Here is a 15,589-nt window from a genome sequence, read left to right on the forward strand (position 1 = left end):
CGCTCCCGATCAAAGGCTGGCGATGGCGCCCGCCCCGGTCCGCAGCGGGTTCTTCGCCTTCCACGCATCCACCGGGTTCGCCGCCTTCCAGGCCCCGGCATAGGCGCCCAGCGTCGTGAAGCGCACGCCCGCCTGTTCCTTCATGCGGCCGACCAGCCGGTCCAGCATAACCAGGCGATGGGCGCGGCCGATGAATTCGGGGTGCATGGTCAGCGTGTAGACGCCGCCCGGGCAGTTCTTCAGCGCATAGTCGAAATCCGCCCACCAGATCGCCTCGACGTCGGCGGGATTGGAATAGCCCGTGTTGACGCCGGGGACGTATTCGAAGGCCGGATAATCGTCGAGGCCCCAGGTCACCGGCAGTTCGACGAGACCGGTCGTCGGCCCGAAGACATAGGGGTCGTCGAGCGTCCACTGGTCCCGCTTGCGTAGGTAATAGGGGTAGAAATCATGCCCCATGCAGCTGGAATCATAGAGGAATCCGAACTCTTCCAGCAGTTCGACGGTATTCTCGCTGAAGTCCCAGGCCGGCGAGCGGTAGCCCAGCGGCCGCACGCCGACCCGCTCGAAGGCTTTCAGGCCGAGTTCGAGAATGCGCTTCTCGCCGTCCCGGTCGAACTTGGCGGGGTTTTCGTGGACCCAGCCGTGATGGCCGAATTCGTGGCCCGCATCCTTGATCGAGCGGATCAGGTCGGGAAACGCGCAGACGGTGTGGCCGGGAACGCAGAAGGTCGCGGAGACCTCGTGCCGGGCGAGAAGCTCCAAAAGCCGGGGAACGGCGACCAGGGCGAACTCGCCCCGCGAGATCATGCTGGGATTGCGGCTCCCCATCGAGCCGATCCAGGCAGACATCGCGTCGAGATCGAAAGTCAGGCAGACGGAAAGCGGATCGGTCATGGCGGCACCTGTATGCGGGGGAGCGGATTGAACCCTCAAGACGGCCCCAAGGCAAGGCCGCGGCATCCGCCCTCCCGCCCGAAGGCGGTTCGCTCGGCATCGGCGCCATCGCGCGCCTGCCCGCCGCGTCGGCAAGTTGGCCGGGAAAGGCGCAACGATGGAGGGGCGATCACCGATCGCCCTTTCTGGAACCGCACAGCCTGCGGGAAAGGAAGAGGTCGATCGGGTGATCGACCCTCCAATCGAGCCCGAGTCCGCACTGGGAACGCTACGCCTGTAGCAAAGAGCGGACAGGGATGTCCGCGCTCCTGATCAGGCGGAGGGCTGCTTGGTCTTGCGGATATAGGGCAGGATGGACTCGTAGCTGCCGAAGCGCTTCTTGGCGTCCTCGTCGGACACGGAAGCCATGATGATCACGTCGTCGCCCTGCTTCCAGTCGGCCGGCGTGGCGACCTGGTGCTTGGCGGTGAGCTGGATCGAATCGATGGCGCGCAGGATCTCCGCAAAATTGCGGCCGGTCGACATCGGATAGGTCAGGATCAGCTTGACCTTCTTGTCCGGGCCGACGACGAAGACGGACCGCACCGTCTGGTTGTCGGCGGGCGTGCGGCCTTCCGAGGTGTCGCCGGCGGCGGCGGGCAGCATGTCGTAGAGCTTGGCGACCTTGAGGTCGCGGTCTCCGATCATCGGATAATGGACCTCGTGGCCGGTCGCCTTGGCGATGTCGGCCTTCCACTTGTTGTGGCTTTCGACCGGATCGACCGAGATGCCGATGATCTTGGCGTTGCGGCGGGCGAACTCGTCTTCCAGGCCGGCCATGGTGCCGAGCTCGGTGGTGCAGACGGGGGTGAAATCCTTGGGATGGGAGAACAGAACGGCATAGCCGCTCCCGATCCAGTCATGGAAATGGATCGGTCCCTGGGTCGTCTCGGCGGTGAAGTCCGGCGCGACGTCGTTGATGCGAAGGCTCATCCTGTGCTCCTGTCCTGTGGGTTGGAGGCCGTCTGTCGTAGCGATCGAGGGCGGCGGAAATGTGTGATTCAATCCGTCTATAAATTCAAGAGAATTAGAGGAAATAAAGCGGGAACGCCGCCGTCCCGATCCGCCTCCCAGGCCCGCCCCGCCCTGTCATGCGGCGCTTGCCGCATGCGATCTACAGGCGATAGCTCGCCGGCCGCCTGTCCTTCCAGGGATGGAGCTCGAACCGCCCGGCTTCGATGATGATCGACTTGTCGCGGGCGCGATCGAGATCGACGCTCGCCACCGTCAGCCCTTCGTCGCGGCCGGCATTGTGAAGCACCGTCCCCGAGGGATCGACGATCTGGCTCTGCCCGAGGAATTCGGCCCCGCCTTCGCGGTCGGCGCGGTTGGCGACCAGCAGGTAGACGAAATTCTCGGCGGCGCGCACCCGGGTGAAATATTCCGCCAGCAGGACGGACTGGACCGGCCAGTTCGTCGGGAGCGCGACGAGGTCGGCGCCTTCGAGCGCCAGCGTGCGCATCACCTCGGGAAAGCGGATCTCGTAGCAGATGGCGATGCCGAGGCGGCCGGCGCGGGTGTCGAAGAGGGAAAGGCCGGCCTCCTCGGGCTCGTCGACGAAACGGTCGCCGCCGAGGAAGGGCAGATGCTGCTTGCGATGGATGCCGATGATGCCCTGCGGGCCGAGCAGCGCCGCCGAATTGTGGAGCCGCCCGCCCCGCCGCTCGAGGAAGCCGACCACGATCTCGATGTCGAGCCGGGCGCATTCGGCGGCAATCCGCTGCATAGGCGCGTCGTCCGCGGCAATGGCGCTGCGCCAGGCGCTTTCGCGATCCTCGAACATATATCCCGACAGGAAACATTCCGGGAAGACGACGAGCCGCGCCCCTCTCGCCGCGGCGTCGGCCATGTAGCCGGTCAGCGCCTCCAGATTGGCCTCGACGTCACCGAGGACGGAGGGCACCTGGGCCACAGCAAGGGTCACCAGCTTCGACATGTCCGATCCTGCGAATCATCCGGTCCATACATCGAAGAGCCCTCGCACGAACCAAACCGGGCGGGCAACATCATCCGGCGGCATGTCCGGTCCTCCGCTCGCCGCGGGACGGGCTGCAATCCCTGCGATTGAAAGGCAAGAATCGGAGTTTGGCGCGGCTGCGCTGCGCCTACTCCTCCGTTCGGGCCGCCGGCGGATGCCGGCATCCCGGATCAATCGAAAGGAAGCTGGAATGAGCAAAGAGGATGACAACAAGGCCGTCGTCATGCGGTGGTTCACCGAGTTCTGGGGAGAAAGCTGCAACCTGTCCGTCGTCGACGCCGTCGCCGCGCCGGACATGCTGCTGAAATATTCGCTTCACGAACCGCGCCGCGGCCGTGACGACATCAAGGCCTTCATGACCGATTTCCGCGCGGCGTTCCCCGACCTCGGATTCCGGGGGACGGCGGCGCTGATCGCCGAAGGCGACTATGTCGTCGGCCAGTGGGAAGGCGGCGGCACCCATACGGGCCCGGCCTTCGCGGACTTTCTGATCGGCTCGCTGCCCGCCGCGACCGGCCGGACGATGCACTTCACCGGCACCACCGTCCTGAAGGTCGTCGGCGGCCGGATCGTCGAGGAAATCGGCCTCGACGATGGCGTCACGGCGCTCACCCAACTCGGCCTCATCGCGGCCTGTCCGCAGCCGCAGCAGGCGACGCGCTGATGCGGTCGCGGGGAGGCTCGCCTGCGGGCCTCCCCTTTCGGCCTGAGGCCGGCGAACGCCATCGCATTCGAAAGCAAGCACCGGAGTGAGCGCCGCGCGATGCGCCTGTACTTTCGACGGTGACGACCATGAAGGAGCAATCGATATGACACGCATCACGGGAGACGCGGCATCTGCCGAGGAGAGGCCCGATCCCACCGCTGCCCCGGCTGCCGCGATGCCGTCCGTGGAGGCGCGGGTTTCGGGCCTCGACTGGCACAGGCTGGCGGAGGAGCTCGACGGCTTCGGCTGCGCCGTGATCGAAAAACTCCTCTCGCCCGGGGAATGCCGCGCCATCGCCGGTCTCTATCCGCAGGAGGCCCATTTCCGCAGCCATGTGCACATGGCGCGGCACGGTTTCGGGAAAGGCGAATATCGCTATTTCAGATATCCCCTTCCCGATCTCCTCGGCGGCCTGCGCAGCGCGCTCTATCCACCCCTGGCCGCCATCGCCAATGCCTGGAACGAGCGCATGGGCATGGCGCAGCGCTACCCCGACCGGCACGCCGATTTCCTCGGGCAATGTCACGAGCAGGACCAGACCCGGCCGACGCCGCTGCTGCTGCAATATGGTCCGGGCGACTTCAACTGCCTGCACCAGGACCTTTACGGAGACCTCGCTTTTCCCCTGCAGGTCGCGATCCTCCTGTCCGAGCCCGGCAGGGACTTCACCGGCGGCGAGTTCGTCCTCACCGAACAGCGACCGCGCATGCAGAGCCGGGCCGAGGTGGTGCCGCTCCGCCAGGGCGACGCCGTGGCCTTCGCGGTGCACGACCGGCCCGTGAAAGGAACGAAAGGCTACTATCGCGTCAATCTCCGGCATGGCGTCAGCCGCCTGCGCTCCGGCAGGCGCCACACCGTCGGCATCATCTTCCACGACGCGACATAGATCGAGGCCGACCGGCGCCGGTCCCGTCGCGGCCTCACGCCCGGTGCGGATCCTGGCCTTCCGGCAGCGCGCGCCGGGCCAGTACCGCCGCCCTGAGGGCCGCGACGGCGCTGCCGGGCGTGGTGATGACGGGGGCCGCCGTCGCCAGCGCCGTGCGGCCATGGGCGCGGGCGAGCGAGAACTGGCCGAGGACGACGGCATCGACCTCGCCGAGGCCGGCGGCCGCCTCGGCGACCAGGGCGTCGTGCCGCTCGCCGTCGCCGGCCTTGAGCGCCTCGAGCGCTCCCGCGGCCACGGCCGAGACGACAGTGACCTCGCGGCCTTGCGCGGCCGCCATGGCATGCAGCTCCTGCTCCAGCGAAAGCCGGGAGGGCTCGAAGGAGACGACGAGGCCGATGCGGTCGCCGGCGCGGAGGGCGGTCTCGAAGGCGGCCTCGTTCGGCCTCAGCACGGGAATCGCGGCGCGGGCCTTGACGGCGTCGATCGCCGGCCCGAAGGCGGAGCAGGTGAAGAGGATGCCCGCCGTGCGCCCGCCCCTGCCGCCATGCGCGGCAACATAGTCGGCGAGGGTGTGGAAGCGGGCGACCATGCCGTCGTCGAGCCGGCCGGCATCGGCGCGGTCGACGGCCAGCGAGGTGTCGAGCAGGTCATAGGCGAAGGCTTCCGGCCAGCCTTGCGCGAAGGCCTCGCGGGCCGGCGCGACCGATTCCTCGAGCGCATGGATCATCGCGATGCGCGCGACGGCGTCACTCGCCGGCATGGCGGGCCTCCTTCCGCGCGGCGAGGATGCGGGTGATCGCCTCGTCGCGGGCCGCTTCGAGTTCGGCGATCGAACGTCCCGCCGCCTCGGCCGCCACCCCTTCGACCAGCATGGCGCAGATCTCCGGCGTCAGGCTCGGCGAGCCCAGCGTCGCCCAGCGCCGTTCCTGGCTCGGCCCGAGATGTTCGAGGTAATGGGCGATGCCCTCGCCGCCGCCGCCGAGATGATAGGCCATGTGGGCGCCGACCGCCGACCAGCGCAGGCCCGGGCCGTTGACCAGCGCCGCATCGACGGTGGCGACGTCGGCGATGCCCTCGGCGACGATGTTGACCGCCTCGCGCCAGAGGGCGGAGGCCAGGCGGTTGGCGACATGGCCGACGGCGTCGCGGTTGAGGACGACCGCCTCGCGCCCGAGCGACCGGTAGAAACCGGCGGCGCGCTCGCGCAAGGCGGCATCGCGCGCATAGATCTCGACGAGCGGCATGATGTGCGGCGGGTTGAAAGGATGGGCGGTGACGAAGCGGCCGGGATGGCGCATGTCGCGCGCCAGCTCCGACCAGGTCAGCGAGGAGGTGCTGCTGGCGATGACGGCATCCGGCGGCGCGGCGCCTTCGATCCGGCCATAGAGTTCGCGCTTGAGCGGCACCGATTCGGGGGCGTTCTCCTGGATCCAGGTGGCGGCGGCCACCGCCTCCTCCAGCGTGCGGGCGACGAGAAGGCGCCCGTCCCGCTCCGTGCCCCGCCCCTCGATGCGGCGGACCTGGCGCCGCGCCCCTTCGACGCGCTCGAGGAGAGGCTCCGCCGCCGGCGACGCCGGATCCCACACGGCGACGTCGTGGCCATGGGCGGTGAAGAGGGCCGACCAGCTCTCCCCGATCAGGCCGCAGCCGATGATCGCGATCGTTTCCGGCCCTTGCGCCATGTTGGCTCCTCCTGCCTGCGGATTCGCGCCAGCCTGCCACGCCCGGCGCTGCCTTCGAAAGCGTTTTCGCAACGTTCGCACCGCCGGGCCAAGGCGGCGGCCGCGGCAAGGCGGCGCCTCTCTGCCGAATTTTCCCCGGCCGGATGGAAGCCGCGGCTCAAACCTGTTGACAAGCGCCGCCCTGCTTGCTTTGTAATCATGATTAAGCGGAAGGCAGTTTCCGCCACATCGGCCTTCAGCGGCCATCGGGCAGTTTCGCCCCACGGCATCTCATGACATCCATGGGATAGCGTGGGGCTTTTTGTTTTGGGCTCCATGAGCAGGTTTCGCATCGGTATCCTCTATTCGACCGAAGGGCCCTATGCGGCCCTGGGGCGGGACTGCCGCGACGGCGCCGAGCTCGCCGTCGAGGACCTGCGGGCGGAGCATGCGGATGTCGGCATCGAGCCCGTCTTCGGCGACCCGAAAGGCCAGGCGCCGCTCTATCTCGACCTCGCGCGCGCCATGCTGCGCGACCAGGGCTGCCGGCACATCGTCGGCACGGTGACCTCGCTGGCGCGCAAGGACGTCATCCCCCTCATCGAAAAGCATGACGGGCTGCTCTGGTACATGTGCCCCTATGAGGGCTTCGAGGCCAATGAGAGCGTGATCTACACCGGCGCCTGCCCGAACCAGCATCTCCTGCCGCTGTTCGACCATTTGCTGCCCCGCCACGGCTCGCGCGTCTATCTCGCCGGCGCGAATTACGTCTGGGGCTGGGAGATGAACCGGCTGGCGCGCGAACTGGTGGCGCAGGCCGGCGGCGAGGTCGTCGGCGAGCGATGCCTTCCGTTGGAGGAGACGCATGTCGACCGCCTGATCGCTGACATCGAGCAGCGCCGGCCGGACTTCATCCTCAACAATCTGATCGGCCCGGCGAGCTATGCCTTCCTGGCCGCGATCCGGCGCCTCGCCGACCGCGACCCGTCCTTCGCTCCGGAGCGCCGCCCCGTGGTGAGCTGCGACCTCACCGAATGCGAACTCGGCGAGATCGCGGACGGTGCCGCGATCGGCCAATTGGCGACGGCCTCCTATTTCGACAGTCTCGCCACGCCTCGCAACCTCGCCTTCAAGCGCCGGGTCGCCGCCCGGTTCGGGCCGCACCGCCGGGTCTCCAGCTTCTTCGCCGGCGCCTACACCGCCGTCCGGCTCTGCGCCGAGACCATCCTGGCCGCCGGCGGCGACGACCCGGCAGCGATCCGCGGCAGGCTGCATGCCGGTCCGGCCGAGACCGTGCTCGGCCCCCTCGCCGTCGATCCGCGCACCAACCACGCCGCGCTGCCCTTCCATCTCGGGCGCATCAACCGGGAGGGTGGCTTCGACATCCTCGCCTCGAAGCCGGCGATCGCCGCCGACCCCTATCTGATCGGCGACCGGACCCGCCGCGCCGCTCCGCATCTGAGGCTGGTCCGATGAGCACCACACCGAGCTTCAACGGCTGGCATGCCGCGGTGCTGCACCGCCTGGACGACGGCATCGAGCGGCTGGGCCGGCAGCTCGAACGGCTCGGCCTCGCCGTCACCGTGCAATGGGCCCCGCTCGACCTCGCCCGCATCAATCCCGACATCGTGCTGGTGGATGCCGACCAGGGCTGGGACGGCCTGCTGCCCTGGCAGGCCGGCGCCGCGCCGATGCCGCTCGTCGCGCTGCTCGGCTCCGAGGCGCCAGGGCGCATCGCCTGGGCGATGGAGCATGGCGCCGGCGCGCTGATCGCCAAGCCGGTCGCTTCCTCCGCCGTCTACCCCTCCCTCGTCATGGCCGTCCACATGCATGCGCAGCGTCTGGCCATGGCCAAACGCTGCGCCGACCTCGAGGAACGCATGCGCCTGAGGCCGCTGGTCCATGGCGCCGTGCACGCCATCATGGCGGCCCGGCTGGTCGACGAAAGCGCCGCCTACAGCCTCCTGCGCTGCACCGCCATGCGGCGGCGGCTGACGATCGAGCAGATCGCCGCCGGCATCGTCGCCGGGCAGGAACCCGTGCCGGAGGCGGTCTGATGCGGGTGATGCTCGCGCTCCTGCGCCGCCCGGCCGCGATGGTCGGGCTCGTCATCGTCGGGCTGGTCGTGGTCGGCGCGCTGCTGGCGCCCTGGCTCGCGCCCTTCTCGCCCGACGACCAGATGTTCGACGGATTGTCGCTCGACGGCGCGCCGCTGCCGCCGAGCGCCCATTACCTGCTCGGCACCGACACGCTCGGCCGCGACCTGCTTTCCCGCCTGCTGTTCGGGGCGCGCACCTCGCTCGTCATCGGCCTCGTCGCCAACGGCACGGCGGTGGCGATCGGCCTCCTGGTCGGCATCGTCGCCGGCTACACGCGCGGGATGTTCGGCAACATGCTGATGCGCTTCACCGACCTGATGATGGCGTTTCCGGCGCTGCTGCTGGCGATCGCGCTGGCGGCGCTGCTGAGGCCGAGCCTGTGGATCGTGGCGCTGGTGATCGCGCTGGTGAACTGGGTGCAGGTGGCGCGCATCGTCTACACCGAGACGCGCGGCCTGGCGGAGCGCGACTTCATCACCGCCGAGCGCTCGCTCGGGGCCGGGCACGGCCGCATCCTGTTCTTCCACATCCTGCCGCATCTGATGCCGACGGCCATCGTGTGGGGCACGCTCGGCATCGCCACCACAGTGCTGCTCGAAGCCACGCTCAGCTTCCTCGGCATCGGCGTCCAGCCGCCGCAACCCTCCTGGGGCAACATCATCTATGAGAGCCAGAGCTATTTCCAGGATGCGCCCTGGCTGGTGTTCATCCCCGGCGCGGTGATCCTGGCGACCGCCCTCTCCTTCAACCTGATCGGCGATGCGCTGCGCGACATCCTCGATCCGACGCAGCGCGGCAGGGGCTGACATGGCATTGTTCCTGGCCCGGCGCCTGCTGCAGGCGGCCTTCATCCTCCTCGGCGTCGCCGCCATCACCTTCGTCCTGCTCTATTGCCTACCGGCGGACCCGGCGGTGCTGATCGCCGGACGCAGCGCCACGCCGCCGATGGTCGCCGCCATCCGCCACGAGCTCGGGCTCGACCAACCGCTGATCCTGCAGTTCCTGCACTATCTCGACGGCCTGCTGCATGGCGACCTCGGCCGCTCCTACACGCAGAAGACGGCGGTGGCGCCGCTGATCCTGGCGCGGCTGCCGGCGACCCTGGTGCTGATGGCGGCCGGCATCCTCGTCGAGGTCGCGCTCGGGCTGACCTTCGGCATCATCGCCGCGGTACGCCGCGACGGCCTGACCGACCGCGTCGTGATGATGCTCTCCTTCGTCGGCGTGTCTTCGCCGCAATTCGTGGTGGCGCTGCTGCTGCTCTATGTCTTCGCGGCGACGCTCGGCTGGTTCCCGATGTCGGGCTTCGGCACGCCGGCCCATGTCGTGCTGCCCGCCCTCACGCTCGGCGTGCTCGGCGCCGGCTGGTATGCGCGCATGGTGCGCTCGGCGATGATCGAGGTGCTGCGCCAGGATTACGTCCGCACGGCGCGCGCCAAGGGCGTCCCCGCCGCAAGGGTGGTGCTGCGCCATGCCCTGCCGAACGCCCTCCTGCCGATCATCGCGATGATCGGCATCGATATCGGCCAGTTCATGGGCGGTGTCGTCGTCGTCGAGGCCGTCTATGGCTGGCCCGGCATCGGCCAGCTCGCCTGGCAGGCGATCCAGCAGGTGGACGTGCCCATCATCATGGGCGTGACGCTGGTGTCCGCGCTCGCCATCGTGCTCGGCAACCTCGTCGCCGACTTCATCGCCCCCTTCGTCGACCCGCGCATCCGCGCGCAATAGCAGGCCCAGAGATCTCAGAGGAGAACAGCATGCTGAAGAATTTGCTCAAATATACGGCGTTGGCGACGGTGCTCGCCCTTGCTCCCGCCGCCGCCCAAGCGGAGACGCCGAACCGCGGCGGCACCATCACCGTGACGTTCAAGGACGACATCGCGACCCTCGATCCGGCCATCGGCTATGACTGGCAGAACTGGTCGATGATCAACGGCCTGTTCTCGCGCCTTGTCGACTACAAGCCGGGCTCGACCGTGCTCGGCCCGTCGCTGGCCGATTCCTACACCGTCTCGCCGGACGGCAAGAGCTACACCTTCAAGCTGCATCCCGGCGTCAAGTTCACCAACGGGCGCGAGATCACCGCCGCGGACGTGAAATATTCGATCGAGCGCGCCGTCAATCCGAAGACCCAGGGGCCCGGGGCCGGCTTCTTCCATTCGATCGTCGGCGCCGACAAGCTGACGGCCGGCACCGCCCAGGCGATGGACGGCATCGTCGCGGTCGACGACCACACAGTGCGCTTCGACCTCGTCCAGCCCGACGCGACCTTCCTCAACGTGCTCGCCCTCAACTTCGCGTCAGTCGTGCCGAAGGAAGCGGTCGAGGCGGCGAACGGCGATTTCGGCAAGCATCCGGTCGGCTCGGGCGCCTTCATGCTGAAGGAATGGACGGTGGGCCAGCGCCTGGTGTTCCAGCGCAACCCGGACTATTTCGTCAAGGAGCGTCCCTATATCGACGGCTTCACCATCGAGATCGGCCAGGAGCCGCTCGTCGCCCTGCTGCGCCTCCAGAAGGGCGAGGTCGACATCGCCGGCGACGGTATTCCGCCGGCCAAATATCTGGAGATGAAGAAGTCGCCCGATTTCGCCGGCATGATCGTCGACCGCGACCAGCTCGAAACCAGCTATGTGACGCTGAACACGCAGGTCAAGCCCCTCGACAATCCCAAGGTGCGCCAGGCCCTCAACATGGCGATCAACAAGGACCGCATCGTGCGCATCATCAACGGGCGCGCCACGCCCGCCAACCAGGTGCTGCCGCCGCTGATGCCGGGCTACGACAAGGACTACAAGGGCTATGCCTATGACGTCGCCAAGGCCAAGGCCCTGCTCGCCGAGGCGGGGCTGCCGGACGGCTTCTCGACCCAGCTCTATACCTCCAACACCGATCCGCAGCCGCGCATCGCCCAGGCGATCCAGCAGGATCTCGCCGCGGTCGGCGTCAAGGCCGAGATCAAGGCGCTCGCCAATCCCAACGTGATCGCCGCCGGCGGTACGCAGGGCCAGGCGCCGATGGTGTGGTCGGGCGGCCTCGGCTGGATCGCCGACTTCCCGGATCCCTCCGACTTCTACGGACCGATCCTGGCCTGCGGCAGCGCGGTCGCGGGCGGCTGGAACTGGTCCTGGTACTGCAACAAGGACATCGAGCCCCGGGCGCAGGCGGCTGACGCGATGCCGGTTCCCGCCAAGGCGGCCGAGCGCAATGCGGTGTGGGCGCAGATCTTCACCGAGATCCAGTCCAAGGACGCGCCCTGGATCCCGGTGTTCAACGAGCGCCGCGTCGTGGCGAAGTCGAAGCGCATGGGCGGCCCGGACGAGGTCTACATCGACCCGACCCGCGTCATCGACTACGACGCGATCTATGTGAAGCCATAAACGCGACCACCCTCCCCTGGAGGGGGAGGGTCGGCCTGCAAGGCCGGGGTGGGGTGAAAACGCAACGTTCGAGATCAGGGTGAGGCCAAGATTTCCCGCAAGGGAATCACCCCACCCCGACACTTCGTGTCGACCCTCCCCCTCCAGGGGAGGGTGAAACTTTCGACCGAACGCATCACCTGCGCGCCCTGCAAAATCCCATCTCCCAAGGCAGGAAAGGTCCCATCATGTGCGTGGCATGCGACTACACCATCCATCGCAAGAACCACCATCTCGGCTGGAACCGCGACTTCGAGCCGGTGCTCACCGCCATGCCGGGCAAGACCATCCATTTCGAGTGCCTGGATTCGTCCGGCGGCCAGTTCGATGCCGATTCCACCGCCGAGACCGTCAAGACCATGGATTTCTCCCGGGTCAATCCGGTGACCGGGCCCGTCTATGTCGAGGGCGCCGAACCCGGCGACGTGCTCAAGGTCACGATCCGGCATTTCGCCCCGTCCGGGCTCGGCTGGACCGCCAACATTCCGGGCTTCGGCCTGCTGGCGGACCAGTTCATCGAGCCCGCCATCCATATCTGGAAATATGACCCGGCCTCGATGGCGCCGTCCCTGTTCGGGCCGGGCGGCAAGGTGCCGCTGAAGCCCTTCGCCGGCACCATCGGCGTCGCGCCGGCCGAGCCCGGCCTGCATTCGGTGGTGCCGCCCCGCCGCGTCGGCGGCAATCTCGACATCCGCGACCTCACGGCCGGCGTGACGCTCTATCTGCCCGTCGAGGTGCCGGGCGCTCTGTTCTCGATCGGCGACACCCATGCCGCACAGGGCGACGGCGAAGTCTGCGGCACGGCGATCGAGAGCCGCATGGACGTCGACGTCACCCTCGACCTCGTCAAGGACACGCCGCTGCAATCGCCCCGCTTCACCACCCCCGGGCCGGTGACGCGCCATCTCGACGCCGCCGGCTACGAAGTCACCACCGGTATCGGCCCCGATCTGATGACCGGCGCCCGCGAGAGCGTCATGCGCATGATCGACCTGCTGACCGCCGAGCACGGGCTGTCGCCGGTCGACGCCTACATGCTCTGCTCCGTCTGCGGCGACCTGCGGATCAGCGAGATCGTCGACATGCCGAACTGGGTGGTGTCGTTCTACTTCCCGCGGATCGTGTTCGCATGATCGCAGGAACGGATGCCGGAGCGCCCGAACGGCCGGTCCTCGAGATCGACGATCTCTGCGTCGATGCCCTGACGCCGGAGGGCGCCAGGCGGGTGATCGACACCGTGAGCCTCACGGTCGCCCCGCGCGAGACCCTGTGCATCGCCGGCGAGTCCGGCTCCGGCAAGTCGGTGACCGCCCTCTCCGTCATGCGCCTGCTGCCGCCGGGCTCGCTGCGCATCGCCTCCGGCGCCATCCGCCTCGACGGGCGCGACCTCACGCGCCTGTCCGAACGCGCCATGCGCGAGGTGCGCGGCGGCGAGATCGCCATGATCTTCCAGGAGCCGATGACCTCGCTCAACCCGGTGATGACCATCGGCGCGCAGCTGTTCGAGGCGATCCGCCAGCACCAGGCGGCAGAGGGCGCCAGCGTGAAGAGCCGCGCCATCGCCATGCTGGACGTCGTCCATATCGGCGAGGCGCCGCGCCGGCTGCTGCAATACCCCCACGAGCTTTCCGGCGGCATGCGCCAGCGCGTGATGATCGCCATGGCGCTGTCCTGCCGGCCCAAGCTGCTGCTCGCCGACGAGCCGACGACGGCGCTCGACGTCACCGTGCAGGCGCAGATCCTGTCGCTGATGCGCGAGCTCAAGCGCGAATTCGGCACTGCCATCGTCTTGATCACCCATGACATGGGCGTGGTGGCGCAGATGGCGGACCGCGTCGCCGTGATGCAGCACGGCCGGCTCGTCGAGACCGGACCGGTCGAGGCGATCTTCGCCGCGCCCCGCCAACCCTATACGCAGGAACTGCTCGCCGCCGTGCCCAGGCTCGGCGCCTTCCGGGACAGCGACGGCCCGCCGCGCGTCACCGATGCACCGCCCCTGGAGATGCCGCCGCGCACCGGGCCGATCCTCTTCGTGCGCGGGCTGGAAGTGAGCTACGGCAAGCCCGGCGGCCTGTTCCGGGCCGGCAAGCCGCAGGCGGCGGTCACCGACGTCAGTTTCGAGATCCGCCCCGGCCAGACCCTCGGCCTCGTCGGCGAGAGCGGCTCGGGCAAGTCGACGACCGGCAAGGCGGTGCTGGGGCTGATTCCCTTCTCGGGCGAGGTGACGATCGCCGGCTCGCCCCTCCAGGGCCTGTCCAACCGTGCGATGAAGCCGGTCCGCCGCAAGGCGCAGATGATCTTCCAGGACCCCTATGCCTCGCTGGACCCGCGCATGACGGTCGGGGCCGCCATCGCCGAGCCGATGCTGATCCACGGCATCGGCACGCCGGCCGAGCGCAGGGAGCGGGTCGCCGACCTCCTGCGCCGGGTCGGCCTGTCGCCCGACCTCGCCTCGCGCTATCCGCACGAATTCTCCGGCGGCCAGCGCCAGCGCATCTGCATCGCCCGGGCGCTCGCGCTCGAACCCGGGCTGATCGTCGCCGACGAGAGCGTCGCCGCGCTCGACGTCTCGGTGCGCGGGCGCGTGCTCGACCTGATGCTGGAACTGCAGGAGACGATGGGCCTCGCCTATCTCTTCATCTCCCACGACATGGCCGTGGTCGAGCGCATGAGCCACCATGTCGCGGTGATGCGGCACGGGCGCATCGTCGAGGCCGGCACGCGGCGCGAGATCTTCGACAGCCCGCGCGAGGCCTATACGCGCGACCTGATCGCCGCCGTACCGATTCCGGATCCGGGGCTGTATCGGTAGATCAGGCCCCTGTCCCGGCGAGAGGGGCGGACGCTAAGAAAATGAGCTGCCTTCTCCCGACCCGGGAGAAGGTCCCGGCAGGGGGATGAGGGCCTGAACTTCGACGCAGATCGCTCAAAATCGCGCTTCAATTGTCGAAGTTCAGACCCTCATCCGGCGCTTCCGCGCCACCTTCTCCCGACCCGGGAGAAGGAAAAACGCGCTATATTCTGCAAACTTGGCGTCAAAAGGCTATTTTGTAGCAGCTTTCATCGACCATCTGACCTCAGCGAGATGCGCACGACGCGCTTTCCGCTCCTCTCGGGTGAGGGCCCGTTTGAGAGGCTGATTTTGCCACGATGTAGATCGGGCACATGGCGCCGGGCCTCTCAGCCCAGCACTTGCAGCCCATGCTTTTGAATAAGGGTCAGGAGCTTCAAGGCCATTCCGCTGGGTCGTTTTGCTCCAGATTCCCACTTTTGCACGGTGGACACACTTGTGTTGAGATAGCGCGCAAAAATAGGCTGGCTCACATGGTTACCTTCGCGGAGGGCCTTGATGTCCTGAGGTCCAAGTTCCGCTGGAACAGCCAGGCAAGCGTCGTCAAAGCTTCGGAGCGTCTCCTTATCGATCGTTCCGGCCCGATACATATCCTCGACCGAAGTATAGACCGCTTCGAAGGCATCGCTTTTGAATTTCTTATGCGGCATGACAGATCTCCACGATAGCTCCGATTTCCAGTTCAGCTGCGACATCTGCGGATGTCTTTCGTTGGTAGAGCCCCGCCAGTTTGCGGAATTCCGCCAATTCGGCGTCGGTTATGTTTGGTCTATCTTTTTCGCGAACAAATAGACATAAATCCAAAACTCTCCGCTCTTCGCCAAAATGATCGATCTGTACATATTGTCTTTCAGGCGTTTCTTGAAGACCCTCCTCCTAGATCATCCGCCTGCCCGGATGCGACCTGCCTGATCGCCTTGCACAATTCCGTGTCCGATATCCGTGCCTTGCGTGCAGCTTTGGCGAACCATGCGGTTTTGAATGTTCGGGGGGAGGCCATGATTGAAAGGTAGCACTTGGTGCTATGATTTTTCAAGATGAATGCGGCGTGGCATC

Annotated in this window: 15 protein-coding genes and 1 pseudogene; 9 read left to right on the forward strand and 7 right to left on the reverse strand. The window is 67.5% G+C overall.

The window, feature by feature from the left end; genetic code table 11:
* Positions 1-9 precede the first annotated feature (9 nt).
* The 3 genes from J3R73_RS21245 to J3R73_RS21255 all read right to left on the reverse strand — a co-directional run bounded on the left by J3R73_RS21245 (position 10) and on the right by J3R73_RS21255 (position 2,872).
* Positions 10-897 (reverse strand): polysaccharide deacetylase family protein, encoded by an 888-nt coding sequence (locus J3R73_RS21245; RefSeq protein WP_307431538.1) that lies wholly within the window; start codon positions 895-897, stop codon positions 10-12.
* A gap of 312 nt (positions 898-1,209) precedes the next feature.
* Positions 1,210-1,869, reverse strand: coding sequence for a peroxiredoxin (locus J3R73_RS21250; protein ID WP_307431541.1), 660 nt, complete (start codon positions 1,867-1,869; stop codon positions 1,210-1,212).
* A gap of 181 nt (positions 1,870-2,050) precedes the next feature.
* Positions 2,051-2,872, reverse strand: coding sequence for a carbon-nitrogen hydrolase family protein (locus J3R73_RS21255; protein WP_307431544.1), 822 nt, complete (start codon positions 2,870-2,872; stop codon positions 2,051-2,053).
* Between the two features lie 232 nt (positions 2,873-3,104).
* Here J3R73_RS21255 and J3R73_RS21260 point away from each other — a divergent pair, with 232 nt between their 5' ends.
* Complete coding sequence (locus J3R73_RS21260; RefSeq protein ID WP_307431547.1) at positions 3,105-3,578, forward strand: ester cyclase; 474 nt, start codon at positions 3,105-3,107, stop codon at positions 3,576-3,578.
* A 217-nt stretch (positions 3,579-3,795) separates the two neighbouring features.
* Positions 3,796-4,506, forward strand: coding sequence for a 2OG-Fe(II) oxygenase (locus tag J3R73_RS21265; RefSeq protein WP_307437577.1), 711 nt, complete (start codon positions 3,796-3,798; stop codon positions 4,504-4,506).
* A 34-nt stretch (positions 4,507-4,540) separates the two neighbouring features.
* Here the strand turns inward: J3R73_RS21265 and J3R73_RS21270 are convergent, their stop codons facing one another.
* A complete protein-coding gene (locus J3R73_RS21270) occupies positions 4,541-5,266 on the reverse strand; it encodes an aspartate/glutamate racemase family protein (RefSeq protein WP_307431550.1) in 726 nt (241 codons plus the stop codon).
* Positions 5,253-6,188: a 3-hydroxyacyl-CoA dehydrogenase NAD-binding domain-containing protein gene (locus tag J3R73_RS21275; protein WP_307431553.1), complete on the reverse strand. Its 936-nt coding sequence runs from the start codon at positions 6,186-6,188 to the stop codon at positions 5,253-5,255. The genes J3R73_RS21270 and J3R73_RS21275 overlap by 14 nt, the downstream gene beginning before the upstream one ends.
* A gap of 315 nt (positions 6,189-6,503) precedes the next feature.
* On the opposite strand from J3R73_RS21275, the gene J3R73_RS21280 reads away from it, so the two are divergent.
* The 7 genes from J3R73_RS21280 to J3R73_RS21310 all read left to right on the forward strand — a co-directional run bounded on the left by J3R73_RS21280 (position 6,504) and on the right by J3R73_RS21310 (position 14,494).
* Positions 6,504-7,643, forward strand: coding sequence for a transporter substrate-binding protein (locus J3R73_RS21280; protein ID WP_307431558.1), 1,140 nt, complete (start codon positions 6,504-6,506; stop codon positions 7,641-7,643).
* A complete protein-coding gene (locus J3R73_RS21285; RefSeq protein WP_307431561.1) occupies positions 7,640-8,224 on the forward strand; it encodes an ANTAR domain-containing response regulator in 585 nt (194 codons plus the stop codon). The genes J3R73_RS21280 and J3R73_RS21285 overlap by 4 nt, the downstream gene beginning before the upstream one ends.
* Positions 8,224-9,072: an ABC transporter permease gene (locus J3R73_RS21290; protein ID WP_307431563.1), complete on the forward strand. Its 849-nt coding sequence runs from the start codon at positions 8,224-8,226 to the stop codon at positions 9,070-9,072. Before J3R73_RS21285 ends, J3R73_RS21290 begins: the two co-directional genes overlap by 1 nt.
* A gap of 1 nt (position 9,073) precedes the next feature.
* On the forward strand, positions 9,074-9,994 hold the full coding sequence (locus J3R73_RS21295; protein WP_307431566.1) for an ABC transporter permease: 921 nt from the start codon (positions 9,074-9,076) through the stop codon (positions 9,992-9,994).
* 29 nt (positions 9,995-10,023) lie between these two features.
* Positions 10,024-11,643: an ABC transporter substrate-binding protein gene (locus J3R73_RS21300; protein ID WP_307431569.1), complete on the forward strand. Its 1,620-nt coding sequence runs from the start codon at positions 10,024-10,026 to the stop codon at positions 11,641-11,643.
* A gap of 227 nt (positions 11,644-11,870) precedes the next feature.
* Positions 11,871-12,815 (forward strand): acetamidase/formamidase family protein, encoded by a 945-nt coding sequence (locus J3R73_RS21305; protein WP_307431572.1) that lies wholly within the window; start codon positions 11,871-11,873, stop codon positions 12,813-12,815.
* Complete coding sequence (locus J3R73_RS21310; protein ID WP_307431575.1) at positions 12,812-14,494, forward strand: ABC transporter ATP-binding protein; 1,683 nt, start codon at positions 12,812-12,814, stop codon at positions 14,492-14,494. Before J3R73_RS21305 ends, J3R73_RS21310 begins: the two co-directional genes overlap by 4 nt.
* Positions 14,495-14,862: 368 nt before the next feature.
* On the opposite strand, the gene J3R73_RS21315 is transcribed toward J3R73_RS21310, so the two are convergent.
* On the reverse strand, positions 14,863-15,183 hold the full coding sequence (locus J3R73_RS21315; protein WP_307431579.1) for a helix-turn-helix domain-containing protein: 321 nt from the start codon (positions 15,181-15,183) through the stop codon (positions 14,863-14,865).
* Positions 15,173-15,533: pseudogene (locus J3R73_RS21320) on the reverse strand (type II toxin-antitoxin system RelE/ParE family toxin). Before J3R73_RS21320 ends, J3R73_RS21315 begins: the two are co-directional and overlap by 11 nt.
* Between the last annotated feature and the right edge of the window lie 56 nt (positions 15,534-15,589).

This window comes from Labrys monachus, assembly GCF_030814655.1.
GTDB classification, from domain to species: Bacteria; Pseudomonadota; Alphaproteobacteria; order Rhizobiales; family Labraceae; genus Labrys; species Labrys monacha.